The sequence below is a fragment of the Agromyces sp. NSFZ genome (assembly GCF_056156205.1).
The window spans coordinates 3,652,048-3,674,398 of record NZ_CM149585.1 but is presented as its reverse complement, the minus strand read 5'-3'; the positions used below and the strand labels follow the sequence as shown (position 1 = coordinate 3,674,398).

Here is a 22,351-nt window from a genome sequence, read left to right as displayed (position 1 = left end):
CCGTCGACGCCCCACCCGCGCCGCGTGCCGTCCCCCGGCGTACCGCCCCGGCAGTAGCCGAGGTGCATCCGTTGGATGGATGTGCCGGGCGCCGCTCCCGACGAGGCTGGATGCAGACCTCGTCACGACAGGGAGCAGCACGCGATGACCACCCCGATCCTCTCGGCACGCGACGTACGCAAGTCGTACGGTCGCGGAGCCAACCGATTCGACGCGTTGACGGGTGTGAGCCTCGACATCCACGAGGGGGAGAGCGTCGCGATCATCGGCAAGAGCGGCTCGGGCAAGTCGACGCTCATGCACGTGCTCGCGCTGCTCGATCGGCCGACCGACGGTACCGTCGAACTCGCCGGCACCGACACCCGTGCGCTCGGCGGCGCGGCGCTGAATCGCACGCGCAACCGGACCTTCGGGTTCGTCTTCCAGCAGTTCTTCCTCACCCCGAACGCGACGGTCCTCGAGAACGTCATGCTCCCGTTGAAGATCGCCGGCGTCGGCCGCGCCGAACGGAAGCGTCGCGCCCTCGCTGCGCTCGAGCAGCTCGAGCTCGCCGACAAGGCCAAGAACCGGGCCGTGAACCTCTCGGGCGGACAGAAGCAGCGCACCGTCATCGCCCGCGCGCTCGTGAACAACCCCCGGGTGATCTTCGCCGATGAGCCCACCGGCAACCTCGACACGGCCACGGGAGGCGTGGTCGAGGACATCCTCTTCGACCTCAATCGCGAGCACGGCATCACGCTCATCGTCGTCACCCACGACGAGGAGCTCGCCGCCCGGTGCGATCGGCGCGTGCACATCCGCGACGGGCGCATCCTCGACGTCGAGCACGGCGAGAGCGTCGAGAGCGTCGAGCCCAGCGAGCGCGTCGACGACGCCGTACGCGCCGACGCGGAGGGGAGGGCCGCGTGAACCCCATCGACCTCGTCGCCTCGGCGATCGGCAACACCTTCCGCTCGAAGACCCGCACGATCCTGACGATCCTCGCGATCTTCGTCGGCGCCTTCACCCTGACCATCACCAACGGCCTCGGCACGGGCATCAACCGGTACATCGACGATACGGTCGCCGCGATCGGCACCGACGACTCGATGACCGTCACGAAGGTCGCCGAGAATGCGACGGATGCCTCGGACGGCCCACGTGAATACGACCCCGACGCGATCGTGCGCCCCGAGAACGGTCCGCCGGGAACGACGAGCGTCGTCGCGCCGATCGGCTCCGTGGAGCTCGACGAACTCGCGGCGATCGACGGCGTCCTGCGCGTCGAACCCGTGAAGAGCGTCGACGTCGACTCCGTCGCCCGTGACGGCGGCACCGAGTACGAGATCGGCGTCGGCGGGTTCGTGAACGGCATGCGGCTCCCGCTGGTCGCCGGTGAGCAACCGGATGCCGCGGCATCCGGGTACCAGGTCGTCATCCCCGATTCCTACCTCGACGTGCTCGGTTTCGACGATGCGGAGGCCGCTCTCGGCGAGACCGTCACGCTCGCCGTGACGGACGCGGCGCGCGCCAGGCACGAGCTCGAGGCCACGGTCGTCGGGATCACCCAGGCGAGCCTCGGCACGACGAGCTCGGCGGTGCCGAACGACGCCCTGAACGACGCGCTCTTCGAAGCCCAGTCGACGGGCCTCGACGCGAGTCAGCGCGACGTCTTCAGCCAGGCGACCGTCTGGTTCGACGGCGCCGCGACCGACGAGGAGGCGGCCGCCCTGCAGGATCGGCTCACCGACGCCGGATACGACGCGACCACCGTCGCCGAGCGCCTCGGCGCCTTCAAGAGCGTCATCGACGGCATCGTGCTCGTGCTGAACGCATTCGCGGTCATCGCGCTGCTCGCCGCGAGCTTCGGCATCGTGAACACGCTGTTCATGTCGGTGCAGGAGCGCACGCGCGAGATCGGCCTCATGAAGGCCATGGGCATGGGCAGCGGCAAGGTGTTCGGGCTGTTCAGCCTCGAGGCCGTGTTCATCGGATTCCTCGGCAGCGCGATCGGCGCAGGCCTCGGCATGCTGGCGGGCAGCGCGATCAGTTCGACGCTCGGGGAACGGCTCCTCGCCGACCTGCCCGGGCTCACGCTCATCGCGTTCGACCCGGTGGCGGTCGCGCTCACCGTCGTCGTGGTGATGGGCGTCGCGTTCCTCGCGGGCACGCTGCCCGCGGTGCGCGCGGCGCGCGCCGACCCCGTGGAGTCCCTGCGCTACGAGTGACGCAGGGAGCGCCCCGCGGCGTCACGCCTCGGGGCGGAACCTCCGCAGTCGCAGGCTGTTCGTCACCACGAACACCGACGAGAACGCCATTGCCGCGCCCGCGACGAGCGGGTTCAGCAGGCCCAGCATCGCGACGGGGATCGCGGCCACGTTGTAGGCGAAGGCCCAGAACAGGTTGCCCTTGATCGTGCCGAGGGTGCGCCGCGCCAGGCGGATGGCGTCGGGCACGAGCAGCAGGTCGCCCGAGACGACCGTGAGGTCGCTCGCCGCGATGGCCGCGTCGGTTCCCCCGCCCATGGCGATGCCCAGATCGGATGCCGCGAGCGCCGCCGAGTCGTTGACGCCGTCGCCGACCATCGCGACGACGTGCCCGCCGGCCTGCAGGTCGCGGATCGCCTCGAGCTTCCCCGCGGGCGTGACGCCCGCCCGGACGTCGTCGATGCCGACCTCGGCGGCGACCGCACGGGCGGCGCCCTCGTGGTCGCCCGTCAGCAGCACGGGCCGCAGACCCAGTCGCCGGAGTCGCGCGACGGCCTCGGCGCTCGTCGGCTTCACCGTGTCGGCGACGCCGATGAGTCCGCGCACGGCGCCGTCCCACGCCACGACGACCGTCGTGATGCCGCGTGCCTCGGCCTCGTCTCGCGCTTCGGCCAGCGAGGCGGGCAGTTCGAGCGACCACTCGGACGCGAGCCAGTCGGGCTTTCCCGCCACGATGAGTCGCCCCTCGACGACGGCCTGCACGCCGAGGCCGGCGTGCGCGGCGAACTGCTCGGCGGTCGGGACGGCGGTGGCGGGATGCTCCGCGTCGCCCTCCGTGGCCGCGGCCACGATCGCGCGCGCGACGGGGTGCTCCGAGCCGTCCTCGACGGCGGCCGCGTAGCGGAGCAGCTCGGGCTCGGGGCATCCGTCGACCGCCTCGACGAGCGCCACGCGCATGCGGCCGCTCGTCACGGTGCCGGTCTTGTCGAGCACGACCGTGTCGATGCGTCGGGTCTGCTCGAGCACCTGCGGTCCGCGGATGAGGATGCCGAGCTGCGAGCCGCGGCCCGTGCCGACGAGGAGTGCCGTCGGGGTGGCGAGTCCGAGCGCGCATGGACACGCGATGATGAGCGTCGCGACCGCGGCGGTGAAGGCGACCTCGAGCGACGCGCCGGCGAGCAGCCACCCGGCGAACGCGAGGATCGACAGCCCGATCACGACCGGCACGAAGATCGCCGAGACGCGGTCGGCGAGCCGTTGCACGGGCGCCTTGCCGGTCTGCGCCTCCTCGACGAGCCGGCCGAGGCGCGCGAGCTCGGTGTCGGCGCCGACGCGGGTGATCTCGACGACCAGGCGCCCGCCGACGTTGACGGTCGCACCGACCACGCGGGAGCCCTCGCCCACCTCGACGGGCACCGACTCGCCCGTGAGCATGCTGGCGTCGACCGCGGATGCCCCGTCGACGACGAGCCCGTCGGAGGGGATCGTCTCGCCCGGCCGCACGACGACCCGGTCGCCCGGCACCAGCGTGTCGACGGGCACGCGCGTCTCGCGGCCGTCGCGGAGGAGCGAGGCATCCTTCGCCCCGAGCTCGAGGAGGGCCCGCAGCGCGGCCCCCGACTCGCGCTTGGCGCGCGCCTCGGCGTAGCGCCCGGCGAGCACGAAGACCGTGACCGCGGCGGCGACCTCGAGGTAGATCTCGCTCGCGCCGGTCTCGGGCGACCCGATCAGCGTGAACGTCATGTGCATGCCGGGCATGCCGGCGTCGCCGAGGAACAGCGCGTAGAGCGACCAGCCGAACGCGGCGAGGACGCCCACGCTGATGAGCGTGTCCATGGTGGCCGCGCCGTGCCGGGCGTTGATCGCCGCGGCGCGGTGGAAGGGGTAGGCGCCCCACACCGCGACCGGTGCGGCGAGCGTGAGCGCCAGCCACTGCCAGTTCGTGAACTGCAGCGCCGGGATCATCGACATGAGGAGCACCGGCAGCGTGAGTGCCGCCGAGACGAGCACGCGGCGGCCGAGTTCGCGCACCTCGTCGCGTTCGCGGGCCCCCGTCCCTGAGCCCGTCGAAGGGCCCGTCGAGCGGTCGATCGGCGGCGGCGGCAGTGTCGCCCGGTAGCCGGCCGCCTCGACGGCGGCGATGAGCTCGGCCGGGTCGAGCACGTCGTCGGTGGCCCAGCGCACCTGGGCCTTCTCGGTGGCGTAGTTGACGGAGGCCTCGACGCCCGGGAGCTTGTTGAGCTTGCGCTCGATGCGCGTGGCGCACGACGCGCACGTCATGCCCTCGATCTCGAGCTCGACGGGCGCGGGTGATGCCGCCGGCAGCGGCGTCGACGCTGCCGTGCTCACGCGCGCGACGCGGCCAGCGTGTAGCCGGCCTCCTCGACCGCGGCGCGCACGGCGTCGTCGCTGATCGGGCCCGAGCTCGTCACGGTGACGACGGATGCCGCTCCCGGGCGCAGGTCGACGGCGACCTGCTGCACGCCCTCGACCTCGGAGAGCTCCTCGGTGACGCTCGACACGCAGTGCGAGCAGGTCATGCCCTCGACGAGGAACTCGGAGCTGAGCGCGTGCGCGGAGGCCGGCGCGGACGCGATCGCGACGTCGGAGGCAGCTCCGTGCGAGCCATCGGTGGCGCAACAGCTGCACGAGGCGTTCGCGTCGGTGAGTCCGAGGTCGATGCGCTGGAAGCCGGTCATGGCCGTCCCTTCGTGGTGTGGTGTTCGCGAGATACCCCTCTGGGGTACTCCAACACTACACGAGTCCGAGGCGGATGAGGCTCTCCGCCGAGGCGAGGATGGCCTCGTCGCGAGGTCGCGGCTGCCATCCGAGCATCCGCCGCGCCTTCTCGCTCGACGCATGGCGTGACCGGCCGAGCTCGGGAAGCACCGCCCGCAGGTCGCTGTTGAACCGTGCCCCGAGCCGAACGAGCCAGTCGGGGATCGCGAATCGCGGCACGCGCCCCGCTCGATCCCCGAGCTCCTCCCGCAGGAGTCGTGCGAGGTCGGGGTAGCTGATCGGCTCGCCCGACACGGCGAGGAAGCGTTCGCCTTCGGCATCCGGATGCGTCATCGCCCGCACGTGCAGGTCGGCGACGTCGCGCACGTCGACGGCCGAGGTCTCGCCGTTCGGCACCGCGGGCACCTTTCCCTGCATGAGCACGAGCAGCAACGCGACGGAGCTCGAGAGGTCGGCGCCCAGGGCGGGGCCGAACACGCCGACGGGATTCACGACCGCGAGCTCGAGCTCGCCGCCCTCGCGGTCGATGAAGTCCCAGGCGGCGAGCTCGGCGACGGTCTTCGACTTCGCGTACGGCGTGAGGCCCGGAGCATCCGGATCGGTCCAGTCCGCCTCGGTGAAGGGGCGGTCGGGCCGGGTCGAGTAGCCGACGGCCGCGAACGACGAGGTGAGCACCACGCGCTGCACGCCGGTGTCGCGCGCGGCACGCAGCACCCGCAGCGCGCCGTCGCGGGCCGGGGCGACGAGCTCGTTCTCGTCATCCGGCTGCCGCACCGGGAACGGCGAGGCCACGTGCAGCACATGGGTGGCCCCGGCGGTCGCGGCGTGCCATCCGTCGTCGTGCAGCAGGTCGGCCTGGGCGTACTCGATCCGCGAGGGATCGGCGCCGCCCGCGCGCACGAGGGCCCGCACGTCGTCGGCTCGGCCGAGCGAGCGCAGCGTGGTACGCACTCGGTAACCGCCCTCGAGCAGGCGCACGATGCAGTGGCCGCCGATGAAGCCGGTGCCTCCGGTGACCAGGACCAGTTCGTCGCTCACGAGGGCCTCCCGCGACGGATGCTACCCGCGATGCTCGGGGTCGCAATGGGGGTTGACCGGCGAGATTGGCGCGAACATTGCGTATGGTGGGCATCGAGCCAGTCCTTCTTCCATGACCGGCTTCAGGGAGGCCGGATGTCGCGGCAGCGCAATCACCGCATCGCCGTGCTCGTGCTCGAGGGGGCCAAGCCGCTAGACGTGGGCATCCCGGCCCAGGTCTTCACGCATCGCGCGAGCATGCCCTACGAGGTGCGGGTCTGCGGCGCGTCGCCCGGGCTCGTCACCGGCGGCGACGGGCTCTCGTACCACGTCGCCGACGGACTCGAGGCGCTCGAGTGGGCCGACACCGTGTTCGTGCCGGGCTACCGGCACCCCGACACCGAGGAGGCGCCGGCGGCCGTCGTCGAGGCGCTGCTCGCGGCGCACGCCCGCGGGGCGCGGCTCGCGGCGATCTCGACGGGCGCGTTCGCGCTCGCCGCGACGGGGCTGCTCGACGGCAGGCGAGCGACCACGCACTGGCACTACTCGCACGCGCTCGCGCGGAAGCATCCCCTCGTCATGGTCGACGAGAACGTGCTGTTCGTCGACGAGGGCCGCGTGCTCACCTCGGCGGGCGCGGCGTCGGGCATCGACCTCTGCCTGCACCTCGTGCGTCGCGACCACGGCGTCGGGCTCTCGAACCACGTCGCCCGACGGCTCGTGGCGGCGCCGTACCGCAGCGGCGGGCAGGCGCAGTACGTGCCGCGCAGCGTGCCCGAGCCGCTCGGCGAGCTGTTCGCCGCCACGCGGCAGTGGGCCCTCGCGCGGCTCGAGGAGCCGCTCACGCTCGCCGACCTCGCGCGGCACGCGAACGTCTCGCCGCGCACGTTCTCGCGCCGCTTCGTCGAGGACACGGGCTACACGCCCATGCAGTGGATCCTGCGTGCCCGTGTCGACCTCGCCCGCGAGCTGCTCGAGCGCACCGACCTCGGGGTCGAGCAGGTCGCCGACCGCGTCGGGCTGGGCACGGGTGCCAACCTCCGGCTGCACTTCCACCGCATCCTCGGCACCTCGCCGACCGAGTACCGGCACACGTTCGCGCCGACCGTCGCCGCGGCCGCGGGTTGAGGGGGCGCGTCGGCTGAGTCAGGGAATCCGGCCGGTGTGTCCGTTCCCGCGCAGCGTGCCCGCTGCAGCGGAGACATCCGGCGGGAACGGAAACATCGGGTGGAGGAGTCAGTCCGACGGTGCCGCGACGATGCCGGGCGCCGACGGGTCGCCGCCGCCGTCGGTCCAGTTCGGCAGCATCGGGATGACCGTGTCGTAGTAGCCCGCGAGGATGAACGCGACGGCCGCGTACACCATGAGGGCGAACGTCAGGATGCCGAGCGCGGCCCCGACCGCGACCATCCACGGCACCCGCCGATGTGCCTCGCGATAACGGGGCACGGCCATGAACGCCGCCCAGATCGCGAACGTGGCGAACAGCACGACCCACGTCACCCGCTCGAGCTGCAGGGCGAGCGGCACGGTCACCGACACGATGAGCGCCGCGAGTCCGAGTCCCATCGACGTCCACGCGAAGAAGCGGGCCCAGCCGACGCCGCGGGAATGCTCGAACGGGATCATCCCCCGATTCTGCCGTGCCGCCGCGAGGTCGAGCGCGATGTCGCCGCGAGGTCGAGCGCGATGATGGACCATGGCCACCCGCCTCCTGCTCCTCTCCGACACGCACATCCCCGCGCGGGCGAAGCGGCTGCCCGACCAGGTGTGGCGGGCGGTCGACGCGGCCGACGTCGTCATCCACGCGGGCGACTGGATCGACGTCGCGACCCTCGACGCGCTCGAGGCCAGGGCGGCGCGGCTCGTCGGCGTCTGGGGCAACAACGACGGCCCGGCGCTGCGGGCCGGCCTCCCCGAGGTCGCCAGGGTCGAACTCGACGGAGTCCGGTTCGGCGTGGTGCACGAGACCGGCCCCGCGAAGGGGCGGGAGGAGCGCATGGACATCGAGCACGAGGGCGTCGACGTGCTCGTGTTCGGACACAGCCACATCCCATGGGACAGCGTGACACCACGGGGCATCCGGCTGCTGAATCCCGGCTCGCCCACCGATCGCCGACGCCAGCCGGTCTGCACCATGATGACGGCCGTGGCCGACGACGGCTCGCTCCGGGACGTGGAACTCGTCCCGGTCGCGCGCTGACGGCGCCGGATGCCACGAGCTGGCGCGATCCTTTCGACACATGTCTGTCCGGCCACTTCCCCGGACGATCCGGGGCGACCAGAGTTACCGGGTACTCGGGAACGAAAGGAACCCACACGCATGACCCGCATCGCCGTGAACGGCTTCGGACGTATCGGCCGCAACACCCTCCGCGCCCTCCTCGAGCGCGACTCCGACCTCGAGGTCGTCGCGGTCAACGACCTCACCGAGCCGAAGGCGCTCGCCCAGCTCCTCCGTTACGACAGCTCCCTCGGTCGCCTCGGCCGCACGGTCGAGGTCGACGGTGACACGCTCGTCGTCGACGGGCGCCGCATCAAGGTCCTCGCCGAGCGCGAGCCCGCGAACCTCCCGTGGAAGGAGCTCGGCGTCGACGTCGTGCTCGAGTCCACCGGTCGCTTCACCTCCGCCGAGGCCGCGAAGGCACACCTCGATGCGGGCGCCCGCAAGGTGCTCGTGAGCGCCCCGTCCGACGGCGCCGACGTGACCCTCGCCTACGGCGTGAACACCGACGCCTACGAGGCCACGAGCCACACGATCGTCTCCAACGCGTCATGCACGACGAACGCGCTCGCGCCGCTCGCCGCGGTGCTCGATGAGCTCGCCGGCATCGAGCACGGCTTCATGACCACCGTGCACGCCTACACGCAGGAGCAGAACCTGCAGGACGGCCCGCATCGCGACCCGCGTCGCGCCCGCGCCGCCGCCGTGAACATCGTGCCGACCTCGACGGGCGCCGCCAAGGCCATCGGCCTCGTGCTGCCGCAGCTCGAGGGGAAGCTCTCGGGCGACTCGATCCGCGTGCCCGTTCCGGTCGGCTCGATCGTCGAGCTCAACACGACCGTTTCGCGCGAGGTGACGCGTGACGAGGTGCTGGCCGCGTACCGCGAGGCCGCAGCGGGCAAGCTCGCCGGCATCCTCGAGTACTCCGAGGACCCGCTCGTCTCGAGCGACATCACGGGCAACCCGCACTCGTCGATCTTCGACGCGGCGCTCACCCGCGTCGACGGCAAGCACGTCAAGGTCGTCGCCTGGTACGACAACGAGTGGGGCTTCTCGAACCGCGTCATCGACACGCTCGAGCTGCTCGCCAAGGGCTGAGGCCCGGAGCATCCGCTCGCCCGACCTTCAGCGCCGAGCGCCCACATCGCCCCGCTGAGGATCCGTGGCGGGTCGTTCTCGCTGCGGCGGCCGGAGTTCCGACCGCCGCGGCGAGGAGCGGCCGCCGCTGGTGGTGACCGAGTGCCGACGGCAGGATTTCGCGCTGGGTCGGCAGAGATGGTCGTGTCGATGTCGGCGCGCAGGTCCAGAATGGGCGGGTGACACGTCGTGGCCTGATCCTCTTCGCAGCGCTCGGCATCGCCTGGGGCATCCCCTACCTGTTCATCAAGGTCGCGGTGACCGAGCTCGACCCCGCCATGGTGGTCCTGGGGCGATCGGCGCTCGCGGCCATCCTGCTGCTGCCGCTCGCGTTCTTCCGGCGCGAGGTGCTGCAGGTCGTGCGCCGATGGAAGCCGATGCTCGCCTACACCGTCGTCGAGATCATCATCCCGTGGTACTTCCTCAGCTCCGCCGAGCAGCGCCTGCCGAGCTCGACCGCGGGGCTCCTGCTCGCCACCGTGCCGCTGGTGGGCGTCGGCGTCGCGTTCCTGATGGGTCGGCCCGAGCGGTTGTCGCGCCTGAACTGGCTCGGCATCCTCGCCGGCATGCTCGGGGTCGCGGCGCTCGTCGGCCTCGACATCGCCGGATCCGACCTCGTCGCCGTGGGCGAGATCGCCATCGTGGTCGTCGGCTACGCGCTCGGGCCGGCGATCCTCTCGCGATGGATGTCCGACCTGCCGGGCGTCGGCGTCGTCGCGGTGTCCCTCGGCGCCACGGCCGTCGTGTACGTGCCGTTCGTGCTGGCGACGGGTGCATGGCCGACCGCGATGCCGTCGGCCGCGGCCATCTGGTCGATCATCGTGCTGGCCGTGATCTGCAGCGCCCTCGCGTTCCTGCTCATGATCGCGCTCGTCGCCGAGATCGGGCCGGTGAAGATGACGGCGATCACCTACGTCAATCCGGCCGTCGCCGTGGCCGCCGGCGTGCTGGTGCTCGGCGAGCGGATCACCGTGTGGACCGTCGTCGGCTTCGTGCTCGTGCTCCTCGGCTCCTACCTGGTCACCCGGCGCAGACCGCCGGAGGAGCTCGAGGCGATCGCGCCCGAGGGGCCCGAGGAGGCGACCGCCGAACTCCGGCTGTAGGTCGCGCGCCGCATCAGGCTTCGCGCAGCGCCGCCCACCGATCGATGAGGATCGGAATCGCCGTGCGCACCCAGAACGCCGGCAGCACATGTCCGTCGCTCATGCCGCTTCCGGTGACGAACGCGGCGACGCGCAACGGCTCGGAGGTCTCGACGAGCCGATGCCCCGTCACGTTCTCGTACTCGCGCTCGACGGCGCTGCGCACGTCCCAGAACGCGGTCGGCAGCGGCTGCCCCTCGAGCCGGTGCGCGATCTCGCGCCACAGCGGTGGATCGCCGCGCAGGCCCCACTGCTCGAGCGGCCGCTCGAAGAGCGTCGCGAAGTCCACGGCGTCGCGCATGCTGCCACGGTACGCCCGGCGCCTTGGCTTGTGCAGGAACCGGCGCCCGGCGCCTTGGCTTGTGCAGGAAGTCGGGAGGTATCCCTGGCGATGTCAAGTGGTCGTTGCAACTTGTCGGGTGAGGAGCTCGTTGAGGGCTTGGGCTGGGGTGCGGTAGTCGAGGGTGGGTCGGGGGCGCCGGTTGAGGGTGTCCTGGACGCGGCGTAGCGCGTCGGCGTCCCAGGCGTTCAGGTCGGTGCCCTTGGTGAACCAGAACCTGAGGAGCCGGTTGGTGTTCTCGTTCGACCCACGCTGCCATGGTGAGTGGGGGTCGCAGAAGTACACCGGCGCCCGCAGGGCGAGCTGGATCCGTTCGTAGCCGGCCAGCTCGACACCACGGTCCCACGTGATCGACCGGCGAAGATGGTCAGGCAGTTCACCCATCCGCTCGATCATCGCGCCCGCGACCTCGTCCGCGGTATGCCGGTCCGGCAGGTGCAGCAGGATCACGAACCGGGTCGAGCGTTCCACCAGCGTCCCGATCGCGGACCGGTTCCCGGCGCCCATGATCAGGTCACCCTCCCAGTGCCCGGGCACCGCCCGGTCCGCGACCTCGGCCGGTCGGTCGCTGATCGTGAACGCGTCCTCGTAGATCGCCCGACCGCGTCGATCCACGCTGCCCCGAGGCTTGCGACGGGTGCGGCCAGTGGACAGCTTCCGCGCCAGGTCCTGCCGCAACACGCCGCGCCCCTGCACGTACAGGGCCCGGTAGATCGTCTCGTGACTCACCCGTCCAGTCTGATCCCGGTCGGGGTCGGCGGCGAGCATCCGCGCGATCAGCCCCGGACTCCAGCCATCATCCATCCACTCCTCGACCTGCCGCCGCAGCCGCGGATTCCCGGCGAGCTTGACGCGTTTCGGGCGGCGCCGCTTCGCGGCCGCGGCCCGATCAGCCAACGCGGCCCGGTACACCCCGTCCGCGCCCCGGTTCCGGGTCACCTCCCGGCTGACCACGGACTTGTCCCGGCCGATCATCGCGCCGATCTGGGCAAGGGTCAGTTTCCACGCCAGCCCTGCCTGGATCACCGCCCGATCCGCGTCCGACAGGTACCGGCCCGACTTCCCATGCGGCGGCGGCAACGGTTCGACCAGCCCGCCCCGACGCCCCTTCCGCAACGGCACACCCACGCTGGCAGCCTTCCACCACCGCTCCACCGTCGGCACCGGCACGCCGAGCAACCGTGCCGCGGACGAGACCGACTCCCCACCCAGCACCAAGGACACGAACCGCTCCCGGACCGCATCCGGATACAACCTCCGGCCACCCACGCAACACCTCCCATGTTGCAACGACCGTAAGAATCCGCCCCTCTCTGAGCGGGCGGCTCGCCGCAATTCTCCTGCACGAGCTTTCGGGCGGTTGTCGATCTCGCGGCACCGTCGTTCGACGTCCAGAATGAGACGGACCGCCCGCCTCGCACGCATCGAGAAGGAGTCGCCATGCGCACGCTCATCGTCACCGAGTTCATCACCCTCGACGGAGTCGTCGACTCGCCCGGTGGCGGAGACCACCCCCGCGCCGGATGGACGTTCAAGGAGGTCCCCTTCGTCGAGGAGGCCTACGAGATCAAGGGGCGCGAGCAGGAGGAGGCCGGCGCGATGTTGATCGGCCGGGTCAGCTACGACGAGTTCGCGCCCGTCTGGCCGAAGATGGAGGAGTTCGCCGAGTACAACGCGATGCCGAAGTACGTGGTGTCGTCGACGCTCACCGACCCCGAGTGGAACAACACCTCGGTGCTGCGCTCGCTCGACGAGGTCGCCGCGCTCAAGCAGGGTGCGGGCGAGGGCACCATCCTCGTGCACGGCAGCCCGACCCTGGCGCAGGGCCTGGCGGAGGCCGGTCTCGTCGACCGGTACCACCTGCTCGTCTTCCCCGTCGCCCTCGGCGATGGCAAGCGGCTGTTCAGCGGCCGCGAGACCGGCAAGCTCCACCTCGTCGAGCACGAGGCGTACTCGAACGGCGTGGTCAAGGCCGTCTTCGACGTCGAGCACTGACGCTCGCGAACCTCGGCCGTTCCGTCAGGCGAGGCTCAGCTCGGTGGACGCGCCTCCGGTCCGACCCCGTCGGGCGCGATCCGTCGGCGGTGCTCGTCGCCGTGCGCGATCGCGTCGGGGTCGTCCTCGTCCTCGACGGTGACGGGTTCCTCGTCGACGCCGGGCGGCTCCGGCACGTTGCCCGCGACGCCGAAGTCGGTGCCGACGAGGCCCACTCCCGAGACGCCGTCGGCGGTGCCGATGCCGCCGTCACCCCTCGTGTCGGTGGGAATCGTGCCGGCGTCGCCGGCCCGCACGGCCTCGTCGTCGTTCGCCTTGCCCATGGTCGCTCCTTCCGCGGTCATCCCACCTTCGTCGACGGGGAGGTCGTGCGCGCGGGGTTGACACCGAGGACGGATGCTCCGATCGTCGCGTCCGACCTTCATGTCCGAATCCCGCCGAGGTCCACGGCGAGCGGATGCCCCGGACGCGTCAGGATGGAGGCATGACCCGCCGCCACACCACGCTCCCGACCTCGCTCGGTCGGCTGCTCGTGGTCGCCGACGGCGATGCGCTGCGCGGCCTCTACTTCCCGGGCCACTGGTACCCGCCGGCCGACGACGCCGTCGGGGTCGAGGTCGACGCGCGAGGCGACCCGCTCATCGCGCGGCTGGGCCGGCAGCTCGACGAGTACCTCGCCGGGATGCGAATGCGCTTCGACCTGCCGATCGCCACGTCGGGCGGAGCGTTCCAGGAGTCGGTCTGGCGCATGCTCCGCGACATCCCCTACGGCGAGACGACGACGTATGGCGAGCTGGCCGCCGGGCTCGGCGATCGCAACCTGGCGCGACGCGTCGGCCAGGCCGTGGGACGCAACCCGCTCAGCATCCTCGTGCCGTGCCACCGCGTGGTCGGGGCGAGCGGCTCGCTCACGGGCTATGCCGGCGGCCTCGAGCGCAAACGCCTCCTCCTCGAGCTCGAGGGCGCGCCGGTCGTGGCGCAGCCGCGCCTGTTCGCCGACCCCGTCAGGTGAGCACCGGTTCCCGCACTCCGGATGCCCCGCACACCGGACAGCGGCCCCGTCGCCGCAGGTGGTACGACCGCGTCGCCATTCCGAGGCCGACCGCCCAGACGACGAGCAGCACCCCCGGCAGCCAGGTGCCCCAGTTCGGCCAGTCGTAGCCGCCGCTCCCGGCCGGACCGAGCGACATGAGCGCCGCCGGTGGGATCGTCACCGTGACCGCCGCTGCCGGGATGACGGCGAGCAGGGCGGGTACTCGGCGACCGGCCAGGGGCCCCAGCCAACCTGGGAAGCGTTCGCCCCAGCGAGCCACGAGCCCGTGGGTGAGCACGGCTCCGCCGGTGGAGAGCGTGGCGAGGAGCAGCCCGACGCCGAGCAACTCGGGCGGGTCCTGCAGGCTCGCGTACATGTCGTCGGTGAGCCCGAGCGGCCAGCCGGCGAACCAGGCGATGCGGGTCGCCTCGTAGGGGAGGGTCGCCGCGATGGCGAGCCAGACCCACGCGCGCGCCCACGAGCGCCGCGCCATGCGCGCCGTCGCGTGCGCCACGAGGCCGTGGCGTCGGCCGCAGTTCGGGCACGCCCCGCGACTGCGACGCGCGAAGGCGAGCGTCGCGGCGGCCCAGAGCAATCCGCCCGCGAAGACGAGTACGAGGTTCATCCGGTGCCAGTAGAGGATGTCCCAGATCCCGTCCTGGGCGCCCGGTACGCCGAAGAGCGCGAACCCGACGAGGAGCGGCCAGAGCGCGGCGACGGCGAGCAGCGTGTAGTCGGGAACGATGGCCGTCGCCACGACCGCGATGCTCGCGCCGAACGCCGTGACGAGTCGTCGCGCGCCCGGAGAGCCGGCGCCGTGGAGCATGACCACGGCGCACGCGACGCCCGCCAGTGCGACGACGGTCATCGCCGGGCCGAACACCTCGACCGGCAGGCCCTCGAGAATGGACAGGCTCCGCCGATCCAGCGGAACCGGCCCGAACGGGTAGTCGCCGACTCCGGTCCACCAGAACACGCCGAGCATGCCGTACCCGACGGACCAGATCAGGGCACCCCACGTCGTCCATGCGGGCCAGCTCGTGCGCACCCGCGTGGCCTCTCGTCGGAGGAGTTGTCGCATGCACCGACTCTCTCGACACGGCGCGGCTCGCCGCATCACCCGACCGAGGGCATCGCCTCGCTCGACCGGGTGAGGTGCATGCCGGACGAGGCAGGCAACATGGGCGCATGGTCGCATCCGACAATCCACGGGCCGCGGGGGCCTGGCGGTGGATCCGGCGCATCCTCGTGGTGATGCTCCTCGTCGCGGTGCAGATCGCGCTCGTGCTCGCCGCCGCCGTGGTGATGCCGACGCCGGCGACCGCCATCGCCGTCGCCATCGCGACATCCGGTGCCGTCGCGCTCGGGTGGACGTGGCTGCGAGCGCGGAAGGGCCGCGACATCCGGCACCGACTCGCGCTCGCCGCGGGCACCGTGGTGATCGCCGCCGCCATGACCCTGCTCGTCGTGTTCCCGTCGGCCCCAGTGGCGACTACCCGGCCGCCCAGCGCACTGCAGCTGCGGGACGGCACCTTCCTGGCGGTGCGCTCGATCGAGGCGGATGCCGCCACCGACGCCGCCCCGGTCGTCGCCGTGCACGGCGGCCCGGGCGTGCCGTGGAACGCCCGCGAGCACGACGTGCTCGCACGCCTCGCGACCGACCGCGGCGTCGTCGTCTACGACCAGATCGGCACGGGCGCCTCGGCGCGGCTCGACGACCCGACGGGCTACACCTTCGAGCGCGCGGTGCGCGACCTCGAGGCGGTCGTGGAGGCCACGGGCGCCGCCCGGGTGACACTGCTCGGCCACTCCTGGGGGGCGCAGGTCGCCGTGGGGTACGCCGTGCGGCATCCCGAACGGGTGGCGGGGCTCGTGTTCCTCACGCCCGGTGCGGTGCCGTGGGACGGCGTCGGCCTGCCGCCCGGGTCGCCGCAGAGCCGCCTGTCGCCGTCCGGACAGGCCGCCCTGTACGCGCTCGCCCTGCAGCCGCGCAACCTCTTCGGCTACGCGCTGACGGTGATGGATCCGGTGGTCGCGCACCGCTTCATGCCCGACGCCGAGGCCGACGCCCGCTACCGCGAGCTGTACCTCGGGGCCGCGGCCGGTCTCGTATGCGCGGGCCACGAGGTTCCCGATGCCCCCGCGCGGCTCGGTCACTACGCGAACCACGGTCCGGGTGTCGAGCCCGGACACCGCACGGGCGTGACCGAGTCGACGCTCGGGCGCCTGTCGCAGCATCCGGTGCTCATCCTCCGTCCCGAGTGCGACTACCTCGACGCGGGCATCGCCGACGAGTACGCGCGTGAACTCCCGCTGGCACGGGTGACGGATGTCGCGGACTCGGGCCATTCCATGTTGGAGGAGCAGCCCGACGTGGTCGTCGCGGCGATCCGCGACTTCCTCGACGCGCGCTGACGTTTCCGTTCCCGCGCCACGTGCACGCCCCGAGGGGCACGCCGCGCGGGAACGGAAACGACGCGGGAACCGTGGAGGAGCGGACGCATCGGGGACGGAGCGGTCGGCAGGCCGCCGGGACGCACGTCGCCCCGGGTCGGTGACCCGGGGCGACGGTACTGCGAGGTGTGGACGACCGGCGATCAGCCGAAGGTCTCGGCCGTGGCGTAGCCCTTGCCGTTGTACTTCTGCACGATGACCGTCGAGACCGCCGGCTGGCCGTCTTCGGTGGTGTTCACCGCGGTGCCTTCGAGCATGAGCGGCGCCTGGAGGTCGGAGATGTTGCGCAGCGACTCCATGAAGCTCTCACGCGTCGGCTCCTCCATGTTCTCGAAGGCCTGCTGCAGCGTGGCGCCCACCATGTAGCTCCACATGCAGTGCGGGAAGGCGGGCATGTCGGGGTAGTTGCCGTACTCCTTGAGGTCGGAGAGGAACTTCACGACGTCCTCGTCCTCGGCGAACGCCGGGCTCTGCGGCGCCTTCGAGAACGACACCGAGTAGATGCCGGGGAAGGCCGCCGCGCCACCGGGCTCGAGGATCGCGGTCGGGCTCGAGGTGTTCGACGGAAGGAACCAGCTCGGCAGCCAGCCGATCTGCTGCGCCTTCTGCAGCGACGAGATCACGAGCGGCGTGATCGACATCGCGTTGAAGAACACGTCGGCTCCCGAGGACGCGAGCTCGGTGAGCTGCGCATCGACCGAGGTGTCGGTGGCCTCGTAGGTCAGCTCGCCGACGATCTCGATGTTGTCGGCGCCCTCGATGGCGTCCTTGAACCCCTCGACGTAACCGGCGCCGTAGTCGTCGTTCTGCGACAGGATCGCGACCTTGTGGTCGGCGCCCGATGCGGCGAGCAGCTCACCGAAGGCGGCGCCCTCGTTCTGGTAGATCGGCACGAAGCCGAGCTGCCAGGGGCTCTCCTCCTGGTCGCTGAACAGCGGGTCGCCCGTCATGACGAGCACCTGCGGGAACTCCTCGTCGATGGCCGCCTCGCGGTAGGCACGGTTGGTCGGGGTGCCGAGACCCGACGTGGCCGCGAAGACGTTGTCGGAGACCATCTGCTGGAAGTTGGCCAGCGCCTTCTGCGGGTCGTACTGGTCGTCGTAGGTCTTGATCTCGACGGTGCGGGTCTTGCCGTCGCCGAACTCGATGCCGCCGTCGGCGTTCGCCGCACCCATGTAGGCCTCGAGGCCCGCGACGGTGCAGGTTCCCGGACCGGCCGTGGGGCCGCTGAGCGGCGTGGTGACGCCGAGCGTGATCGCGTCGTCGGTGATGCCGGGGCTCGCTGCGGCGCCATCGCCGTCGCCTTCGCCGCCACCAGTACCTCGGGTGCTGCAGCCCGAGACGGCGAGTGCGACGATCGAGGCCATCGCCACGACGCCGACGACCCCACCTGCCCTCTTTCGAATGTTCATGGTCGAATCTGCCTCTCTGTGTTTTCGGGTCCCTCCGACGCGGCATCCGCGGACGGCGGCTGCGCCGGAGTGGTCTGCGGGGAGTCTCCCTGCGAGGAACGAGTGGTCCGCCGTCGGGTGAGGCGACGGACGACCCGCGGAAGGCTGACGAGTCCACCGGGCAGCAGGAACAGGACCGCGAGGAGGATCACGCCCTGGCTGATGGACGTGAAGCTCGGGTCGATGGCGTTCGTCAGCTGCGGCACGAGCACGTAGTACGCGCCGCCGATGAGCGAGCCGGCGATGCTGCCGGCGCCGCCGATGACCATGGCGATGACGAGCCCGATGGAGTGCCCGAAGCTCAGCGTCTCGGGCGACGTGTACTGCACGGCGGCGAGGTAGAGGAAGCCGCTCGCGCCGCCGAAGATCGAGGCGATGGTGAACGCGAGCACCTTGTAGCGGTACGGTGAGATGCCCATCGAGGAGGCGACGGCCTCGTTCTCGCGCACGATGGTGAACGCACGGCCGAACTTCCCGTGAACGAGGTTGCGGGCGAGGATGAAGGCCGCGGCGACGACGACGAGGACGATGTAGTACTGCCACTGGTCGTTGTAGAGCCCGGTCCAGTCCGGCGCGCTCGAGAACCGCGCGGAGGTGCCCTGCGATCCGCCCGTGAGATCGGACAGTCGCTTCGCGAGCGGCACGCCGACGATGGGGAGCGCGATCGTGACCATGGCGATCGCGAGGCCGCCGAGCCGCGCGGCCGCGAGCGCGATGAGCAGGCCGACGATGCCGGGGATCACCAGCGAGGCGACGAACACCACGAGGATGTTCCACTCCTGGTTGACGCCGTAGGCGGCCACATAGGCGCCGAGGCCGAGGAAGAAGATCTGCCCGAGGTTCACCTGGCCGGCGTAGCCCATGATGATGTTCAGCCCCAGCACGGCGACTGCGTACACGCCGATGCGGATGAGCGTCTGGTTGGCGAAGACGGGGAGCACGAGGGGCAGGTAGAGCAGCAGCGCGGCGACCACGACCACGAGGGCGAGCCGGACCCACCGGTTGCGCATGAGTGCGGAGAACCTGTTCATCAGACGCGCACCACGACCTTTCGCCCGAAGAGGCCTTGGGGACGGATGACGAGGATCACGAAGATCAGGATGAACGGCACCGCGACCTTCAGGTCGTATCCGATGAAGGGCACGTAGACCGCCGCGAGGTTCTCGAGGATGCCGATCATCCACGCGGCGACGACCGTGCCGATCGGACTCGAGAGTCCGCCGAGGATCACCGCCGCCAGCGCGTAGACGAGCGCGGTGTCCATCATCCCGGGGGTGAGGGTGAGCTGCGGGGCGACGAGCGAACCGGCGATCGCGCCGAGGCTCGCGGCGAGGCCCCAGCCGACCATCAGCAGGCGCCCGACCGGGAGGCCCGAGAACGCCGCGGACGAGGGGTTGTCGGCGACCGCGCGGAGGGCGAGCCCGAGTTTGGTGCGCAGGAACAGCAGTTGCAGCACGACCATGATCGCGATGATCGTCAGCGTCGTGGCGATCGAACGGACGCTCACGACCGCACCGAGGATGTTCACGCTCGACAGCGGGAACAGCGACTCGAACTGCCGGTTGTTGTAGCCCCAGATCCACGCCACGATGCCGGTGATGAGCGTCAGCAGGCCGATGGTCACGACGACGGCCGTGTCGGGATCGCCGCGCTCGAAGCGGCGCATCAGGAACCGCTCCACCAGGGCCCCGATGACGAAGGAGATCACGATCGCGATGAGGATCGAGAGCAGGATGGGCAGCCCCGCCTGCGTGAACGCGTAGGCGATGTACGCCGACAGCACCGCCATCGCGCCCTGGGCGAAGTTGATGAGCCCGGTCGCCTGGTTCACGAGCACGATCGCCAGGGCGAGGGCGGCGTAGATCGAGCCGGTGGAGAGGCCGTCGACGACGAGCTGGATGAAGGTGTCCATGTGCTCAGCCCCCCAGGTAGGCGCGTCGGATCTCGTCCATGCCCTTGAGCTCGTCGGAGGAGCCGGTCAGGACGTTGCGCCCGGTCTCGAGGACGGTCGCCGTGTCGACGAGGGTGAAGGCGAGGTTGGCGTTCTGCTCGACCACGAGCATGGCGATGCCCGATTCCAGCCGGAGCCGGCGGATCGCGGCGTACACCGCCTTGGCAGTGCTCGGCGCGAGCCCGAGCGAGGCCTCGTCGAGCAGCAGCAGACGGGGCTTGGCCATGAACGCCCGGCCGACCGCGAGCATCTGCTGCTCGCCGCCCGAGAGCGCCGCCGCTCGCGAGTTGATGCGGTCCTTCAGCTGGGGGAAGAGGTCGAGGCAGTAGTCGAGATCGGTCGAGATCGCCTTCCGATCCTTGCGCAGGTAGGCGCCGACCCGGAGGTTCTCGCGCACGCTCAGCTGGGCGAGCGTGCCGCGCCCCTCGGGAACGTGCGCGATGCCGAGCGAGGCCACCTTGTCGGGGCGGGAGCCGCGGATGTCGCGGCCGTCGAACGTGATGCGTCCGCCGGTGCGCACAGTGCCGCTGATCGCGCGGAGCGTGGTGGTCTTGCCGGCACCGTTCGCGCCCAGGATGCCGACCGCGCCGCCCTCGGGAACGCTGAGCGAGACGCCCTCCAGCACTCGGACGGGTCCGTACGACGCGGTGACGTCGGTGAGCTCAAGCAGCGTCATCGGCGGCGTCCTTTCCGATGTAGGCCTCGATCACACGCCGGTCGGACTGCGCCTCGGCCGCCGTGCCCTCCATGAGCTTGGCGCCGTGGTCGAGCACGACGACCCGCTCGGTGAGGGCCGAGATGAGCCCCATGTGGTGTTCCACGATCACGACCGTGATGTCCTCCTCGGTGCGGATGCGCCGCACGGTCTCGATGAGCTGCTCCACCTCGCCGTGCGACAGACCCGCCGCGGGCTCGTCGAGCAGCAGGAGTGCGGGCTTCATGAGCAGTGCGCGGCAGAGCTCGACGCCCTTGTGCAGGCCGTGCGAGAGTTCATCGGCGGGAAGATGGGCGGCCCAGCCGAGCCCGGCGCGTTCGAGGAGCTCGAGGGCCTCTGCACGGATGTCGCGCTCGGACCTGGCGGTGAACGGCAGGTGCAGCGACCACGAGACGGGGTCGCCCGGCAGTCGCGTGTGGCCGCCGAGGAGCACGTTCTGCAGAACGGTCGCCTCGAGCCGGAGGGCCGGATGCTGGAAGGTGCGGGCCAGCCCGAGGCGGGCGAGCCGGGACGGCGCGAGGCCGACGACCTCGGTCTCGTCGATGGTGATCGAGCCCGAGCTCGGCTTGTAATGGCCGCTGATGCAGTTGAACAGCGAGGTCTTGCCGGCACCGTTCGGGCCGACGAGCCCGAAGATCACGCCGGGCTCCACATCGAAGCTGACCTCCTGGAGCACCTTGACGCCGCCGAAGTGGAGGCTCACGTCGTGGAGGCTCAGGCGTGCGGCCATCGTGCACCTTCCTGTCGCATCATTGCTCGGGTCTGACGCGATCTCACGACCGCACGAGACCGACGCTACGGATCGAAAACGAGATTGTCAACGATTTTGGAAACGACTCAGGGCGTCGATATCGAATCGAGACACTCACGTGGCGGAAACCCTTATTGACAGGATCGCCCCATCGTGCAGGCGAATCAACGCCCTTGTCCCGCGGCAGATGCCTACGGTAGGCATGTCGCCGAAGCATCCGCCGACGACATTCCGTTCAACGGAACAGCCGCGTAGCATGGCCGGCATCGGAGCCGAAGATGATTCGGGAGGGTTCCGCGATGGCGCGTTCGTCCAACGGTGAGTCGGTGCTCAGCAAGCATCTTCGAGTGCTCGGCGCGTTCGAGGCATCCGACCCGTTCCTCACCCTCTCCGAGCTCGCGCAGCGAGCCGGCCTCGCGCTCTCGACCGCCCATCGCCTGGTCTCCGAGCTCGAGCGCGAGGGTCTGCTCGAGCGCATGCCCGACCTCACCTACCGACTCGGGGTGCGCCTCTGGGAGCTGGCGTGCCGCACGCCGGGGGCACTGGGGCTGCGCGAGATCGCGCGCCCATGGCTGCAGCAGGTGCACGCGCGCGTACGTCAGCACGTGCAGCTCGCGGTGCTGAGCGGCACCGAGGTCGTCTTCCTCGACCGCCTCTCGGCGCGCGACGCCGTCATCAACGCGACCCTCATCGGCGGTCGGCTGCCGCTGACCGTCTCGTCGAGCGGGCTGGTGCTGCTCGCGCACGCCGGACCCGAGCTGCTCGAGCAGGTGCTCCGGGCTCCGCTCGTGCGCTACAACGAACGCACCATCCAGACGCCCGAGCAGCTCCGGGAGGCGCTGCGTCGCGTGCGTGCCGACGGCTGGGCGGTCACCGAGGGGCACATCCACGCCGAATCGCGGGGCATCGCGGTGCCGGTGCTCGGCGCCCATCACGACGTCATCGCGGCGCTGTCCGTGGTCGTGCCGAACGACGGCACGTCGGCGCTCGGCTACGTCGAGCTGCTCACCCACGCCGCGCGCGAGATCTCGAGCGCCATGCGGGCCGCCTACCTGCCGACGGGGCACCCGGCCGCGACCCCGGGCGGCCGGTTCCGCCCGCTCGTCGCGTCGTCGGTGCGGTCGATGGAGTACCTCGAATCGCTCCCGGCGGGCGCTCCGGCCTCGGACCCGTAACCCGGCGAAACCCCCGTGGACATCGGTGGCATGCGGATTAG

Annotated in this window: 23 protein-coding genes; 10 read left to right on the top strand and 13 right to left on the bottom strand. The window is 71.1% G+C overall.

The features are described 5' to 3' along the window. The first annotated feature begins 144 nt into the window (after positions 1-144). Together ACVFI9_RS17430 and ACVFI9_RS17425 are read left to right on the top strand one after the other, a co-directional pair. Positions 145-909: an ABC transporter ATP-binding protein gene (locus ACVFI9_RS17430; protein ID WP_474763440.1), complete on the top strand. Its 765-nt coding sequence runs from the start codon at positions 145-147 to the stop codon at positions 907-909. Then, a complete protein-coding gene (locus ACVFI9_RS17425) occupies positions 906-2,207 on the top strand; it encodes an ABC transporter permease (RefSeq protein ID WP_474763439.1) in 1,302 nt (433 codons plus the stop codon). The genes ACVFI9_RS17430 and ACVFI9_RS17425 overlap by 4 nt, the downstream gene beginning before the upstream one ends. Before the next feature lie 21 nt (positions 2,208-2,228). On the opposite strand, the gene ACVFI9_RS17420 is transcribed toward ACVFI9_RS17425, so the two are convergent. The 3 genes from ACVFI9_RS17420 to ACVFI9_RS17410 form a co-directional block, all read right to left on the bottom strand. Next, positions 2,229-4,466, bottom strand: a complete 2,238-nt coding sequence (locus ACVFI9_RS17420) for a heavy metal translocating P-type ATPase (RefSeq protein ID WP_474766299.1) — start codon at positions 4,464-4,466, stop codon at positions 2,229-2,231. A gap of 65 nt (positions 4,467-4,531) precedes the next feature. Beyond that, positions 4,532-4,885, bottom strand: coding sequence for a heavy-metal-associated domain-containing protein (locus ACVFI9_RS17415; RefSeq protein ID WP_474763438.1), 354 nt, complete (start codon positions 4,883-4,885; stop codon positions 4,532-4,534). 55 nt (positions 4,886-4,940) lie between these two features. Further along, positions 4,941-5,963, bottom strand: a complete 1,023-nt coding sequence (locus tag ACVFI9_RS17410) for an SDR family oxidoreductase (protein ID WP_474763437.1) — start codon at positions 5,961-5,963, stop codon at positions 4,941-4,943. A gap of 135 nt (positions 5,964-6,098) precedes the next feature. Here ACVFI9_RS17410 and ACVFI9_RS17405 point away from each other — a divergent pair, with 135 nt between their 5' ends. Next, the gene (locus ACVFI9_RS17405; RefSeq protein WP_474763436.1) at positions 6,099-7,070 is read left to right on the top strand and encodes a GlxA family transcriptional regulator; all 972 of its coding nucleotides are present in this window, start codon (positions 6,099-6,101) and stop codon (positions 7,068-7,070) included. A 108-nt stretch (positions 7,071-7,178) separates the two neighbouring features. On the opposite strand, the gene ACVFI9_RS17400 is transcribed toward ACVFI9_RS17405, so the two are convergent. After that, on the bottom strand, positions 7,179-7,643 hold the full coding sequence (locus ACVFI9_RS17400; protein ID WP_474763435.1) for a hypothetical protein: 465 nt from the start codon (positions 7,641-7,643) through the stop codon (positions 7,179-7,181). On the opposite strand from ACVFI9_RS17400, the gene ACVFI9_RS17395 reads away from it, so the two are divergent. From ACVFI9_RS17395 to ACVFI9_RS17385, 3 genes are all read left to right on the top strand, one after another. Further along, the gene (locus tag ACVFI9_RS17395; protein WP_474763434.1) at positions 7,642-8,145 is read left to right on the top strand and encodes a metallophosphoesterase family protein; all 504 of its coding nucleotides are present in this window, start codon (positions 7,642-7,644) and stop codon (positions 8,143-8,145) included. The two genes, ACVFI9_RS17400 and ACVFI9_RS17395, sit on opposite strands and share 2 nt — an antisense overlap. Positions 8,146-8,265: 120 nt before the next feature. Beyond that, entirely contained in the window at positions 8,266-9,264 is a 999-nt protein-coding gene (gap, locus tag ACVFI9_RS17390) for a type I glyceraldehyde-3-phosphate dehydrogenase (RefSeq protein ID WP_474763433.1), read from the top strand. Positions 9,265-9,482: 218 nt separating this feature from the next. After that, on the top strand, positions 9,483-10,406 hold the full coding sequence (locus ACVFI9_RS17385) for a DMT family transporter (RefSeq protein ID WP_474763432.1): 924 nt from the start codon (positions 9,483-9,485) through the stop codon (positions 10,404-10,406). 13 nt (positions 10,407-10,419) lie between these two features. Here ACVFI9_RS17385 and ACVFI9_RS17380 read toward each other — a convergent pair whose 3' ends face one another. Both ACVFI9_RS17380 and ACVFI9_RS17375 read right to left on the bottom strand, forming a co-directional pair. Beyond that, positions 10,420-10,746: a hypothetical protein gene (locus tag ACVFI9_RS17380; RefSeq protein ID WP_474763431.1), complete on the bottom strand. Its 327-nt coding sequence runs from the start codon at positions 10,744-10,746 to the stop codon at positions 10,420-10,422. Between the two features lie 93 nt (positions 10,747-10,839). Then, positions 10,840-12,054: an IS30 family transposase gene (locus ACVFI9_RS17375; protein ID WP_474762373.1), complete on the bottom strand. Its 1,215-nt coding sequence runs from the start codon at positions 12,052-12,054 to the stop codon at positions 10,840-10,842. Positions 12,055-12,225: 171 nt separating this feature from the next. Here ACVFI9_RS17375 and ACVFI9_RS17370 point away from each other — a divergent pair, with 171 nt between their 5' ends. Continuing rightward, on the top strand, positions 12,226-12,780 hold the full coding sequence (locus tag ACVFI9_RS17370; RefSeq protein ID WP_474763430.1) for a dihydrofolate reductase family protein: 555 nt from the start codon (positions 12,226-12,228) through the stop codon (positions 12,778-12,780). Between the two features lie 35 nt (positions 12,781-12,815). Here the strand turns inward: ACVFI9_RS17370 and ACVFI9_RS17365 are convergent, their stop codons facing one another. After that, positions 12,816-13,124, bottom strand: coding sequence for a hypothetical protein (locus tag ACVFI9_RS17365; RefSeq protein WP_474763429.1), 309 nt, complete (start codon positions 13,122-13,124; stop codon positions 12,816-12,818). 140 nt (positions 13,125-13,264) lie between these two features. Here ACVFI9_RS17365 and ACVFI9_RS17360 point away from each other — a divergent pair, with 140 nt between their 5' ends. After that, positions 13,265-13,792 carry a methylated-DNA--[protein]-cysteine S-methyltransferase gene (locus ACVFI9_RS17360; RefSeq protein WP_474763428.1) on the top strand — a complete coding sequence of 176 codons (528 nt, stop codon included), beginning with the start codon at positions 13,265-13,267 and terminating at the stop codon, positions 13,790-13,792. Here ACVFI9_RS17360 and ACVFI9_RS17355 read toward each other — a convergent pair. Further along, positions 13,785-14,894: a hypothetical protein gene (locus ACVFI9_RS17355; RefSeq protein ID WP_474763427.1), complete on the bottom strand. Its 1,110-nt coding sequence runs from the start codon at positions 14,892-14,894 to the stop codon at positions 13,785-13,787. The two genes, ACVFI9_RS17360 and ACVFI9_RS17355, sit on opposite strands and share 8 nt — an antisense overlap. 107 nt (positions 14,895-15,001) lie before the next feature. Here ACVFI9_RS17355 and ACVFI9_RS17350 point away from each other — a divergent pair, with 107 nt between their 5' ends. Further along, positions 15,002-16,228: an alpha/beta fold hydrolase gene (locus ACVFI9_RS17350; RefSeq protein WP_474763426.1), complete on the top strand. Its 1,227-nt coding sequence runs from the start codon at positions 15,002-15,004 to the stop codon at positions 16,226-16,228. 182 nt (positions 16,229-16,410) lie between these two features. On the opposite strand, the gene ACVFI9_RS17345 is transcribed toward ACVFI9_RS17350, so the two are convergent. Genes ACVFI9_RS17345 through ACVFI9_RS17325 form a run of 5 tightly spaced genes read right to left on the bottom strand, consistent with a single transcriptional unit; the run spans position 16,411 to position 21,114 of the window. Then, positions 16,411-17,679, bottom strand: coding sequence for an ABC transporter substrate-binding protein (locus ACVFI9_RS17345; protein WP_474763425.1), 1,269 nt, complete (start codon positions 17,677-17,679; stop codon positions 16,411-16,413). Continuing rightward, positions 17,676-18,749, bottom strand: coding sequence for a branched-chain amino acid ABC transporter permease (locus ACVFI9_RS17340; RefSeq protein WP_474763424.1), 1,074 nt, complete (start codon positions 18,747-18,749; stop codon positions 17,676-17,678). The genes ACVFI9_RS17345 and ACVFI9_RS17340 overlap by 4 nt, the downstream gene beginning before the upstream one ends. Beyond that, a complete protein-coding gene (locus ACVFI9_RS17335; RefSeq protein ID WP_474763423.1) occupies positions 18,749-19,630 on the bottom strand; it encodes a branched-chain amino acid ABC transporter permease in 882 nt (293 codons plus the stop codon). The genes ACVFI9_RS17340 and ACVFI9_RS17335 overlap by 1 nt, the downstream gene beginning before the upstream one ends. Positions 19,631-19,634: 4 nt before the next feature. Further along, a complete protein-coding gene (locus tag ACVFI9_RS17330) occupies positions 19,635-20,345 on the bottom strand; it encodes an ABC transporter ATP-binding protein (protein WP_474763422.1) in 711 nt (236 codons plus the stop codon). Beyond that, a complete protein-coding gene (locus ACVFI9_RS17325) occupies positions 20,332-21,114 on the bottom strand; it encodes an ABC transporter ATP-binding protein (RefSeq protein ID WP_474763421.1) in 783 nt (260 codons plus the stop codon). Before ACVFI9_RS17325 ends, ACVFI9_RS17330 begins: the two co-directional genes overlap by 14 nt. A 320-nt stretch (positions 21,115-21,434) precedes the next feature. On the opposite strand from ACVFI9_RS17325, the gene ACVFI9_RS17320 reads away from it, so the two are divergent. Then, on the top strand, positions 21,435-22,310 hold the full coding sequence (locus ACVFI9_RS17320) for an IclR family transcriptional regulator (RefSeq protein WP_474763420.1): 876 nt from the start codon (positions 21,435-21,437) through the stop codon (positions 22,308-22,310). Positions 22,311-22,351 lie beyond the last annotated feature (41 nt).